Source organism: Albidovulum sediminis (genome assembly GCF_025380365.1).
Lineage (GTDB): Bacteria > Pseudomonadota > Alphaproteobacteria > Rhodobacterales > Rhodobacteraceae > Albidovulum > Albidovulum sediminis.
Genome location: NZ_JAOCQF010000016.1, coordinates 1 through 1692 on the forward strand (window position 1 = coordinate 1; position 1692 = coordinate 1692).

General features: G+C 58.7%; 1 protein-coding gene. It reads right to left on the reverse strand.

From position 1 onward, the window contains the following. Positions 1 to 9: 9 nt before the first annotated feature. On the reverse strand, positions 10 to 1629 hold the full coding sequence (locus N5I32_RS21190; protein WP_439648227.1) for an ISL3 family transposase: 1620 nt from the start codon (positions 1627 to 1629) through the stop codon (positions 10 to 12). Positions 1630 to 1692 lie beyond the last annotated feature (63 nt).

Here is a 1692-nt window from a genome sequence, read left to right on the forward strand (position 1 = left end):
GGGTCATCCTCAATTTGTGTGGTGCAGAGGGAGCATTCGGGCCCTGAGCAAGTTCGGGCCGGCTCGCCCATACATCGCGCGCTTCAAGGTCTTCAATCGGTTGATCTGGCCTTCGGCTTGACCATTGCTCCACTCCATTTCGATCGCATTCCTGACCGCATCAATGTCTCTGTTCAAGGTTCGGGCGAACCGCACGATGGGCGCTAGGTCCGTTTCGATCGCATCGTCGATCCAGGCGGGCAGCGGGTCTGCTTTTCGACCACGCAAGATGCCATTGAAACGCATGGCGAGGCGCCGCATTGTTGTGAAGGCAGGCGAGCCTTCCTTGAGAACTTCGACTTTTCTCGCCTGCTCCAAGGTAAATCTTCCTCTTGGTTTGATGCAGAGTGCGGCCGCGATAACCGGGGAAATCGCGTGCCCCGTTTCCGGGTCCCGGACCGGTGCAAGGACCTGATCTTCCTTGATGGGTCCCTCCTGTTTCTCTTTTTCGGCTCTGCGCCATCCGGCCAAGAGCCGCTGCAAGTTTGACAGGCTGCCCTCATAACCACGTTCTTGGATCAAAGGGAGCAGCGCATTGCCGCTGCGAATACCGTTCTCCCAGCGTTGCTTCAGGTACTCTTCAAAATACCATGCGGAGGAGCGCTTGAGGACGGCGCGCTTTCGGTCAGGTGGCGTTTCGAACTGCAGCCATTTCGCGACGCTACGCCGGGGAAACCCCGTTCGCCGTCCGATCTCGCTGCACGTCAGCCCTTGCTGCCTAAGTACCGAAATGGTCTTGAAAATCTCTTCTCGGGATTTGCGATGGGCAAGACGTGATTTCAGAAGGTTCTGAGCTGTGCTGATGTTGTCTGCATCGGAGAGCAAGGCCCTTCCAGTTGCACGACCGTGCAGGTTCATTTGCTCCTCGATTGCCATGCGAAGGTTCTGCACGATATGAAACCGGTCGGCGACCTGTTCCGCCTGCGGCGCTCCTTGTCGGGCGGCTTGGGCGTAGAGACCGCAGCGATCCCGGCTTATGACTTCCACCTCAGGATGACGCCTTAGCCAGTCGGTGCATGTGACGACATCACGATCTTCGAGAACATCGATGACAGCGCGACGCTCGAGGTCGATGATGATCGTCCCGTAGTTCTGCGACTTTCGCCAACTCCAATCATCGATCCCGATGATCCGTGCGCGTGGTGGAACAACTTGAGCTGCGCGTAGCAACTGTCGGAGAATAGTATCGTCACTGACCCGGATACCCAGTCGCCGCAAGAGCCGTTCAGCTGGGGTGCCGCCAGCGGCGTGCGCCATATGGCCTAAGAGTTGTGCCTGTCGCGACGTCCGGCGCGCATAAGGGGTCGCCACCGCCCCCTCGCGATCGGAGAACGTGCGGCGGCGGCAATCCGAGTTCAAACATCGCCATCGACAAACCCTGAGCTCGATCCAAACCGCTTGGCCCTGAGCAGGAAAATCCTCGATCCGCCGGCGCCGCCAACCATGTCGTTGTCTTGAGGACGTCCCGCACTCAGGGCAGGTGCCATTCGGAGCCAGTCTGCCAGATACGACCCATGCACCCGTCTCAGACTGGCGGACCTCACCAACCTCGACGCTGGCGGTTGGAGCCCAATGCTTCTTCGATACCACGGCCTGATCCCTTCAATCTGTGAAACTCGGTCAGACCGTGACACACAAATTGAGGATGACCCC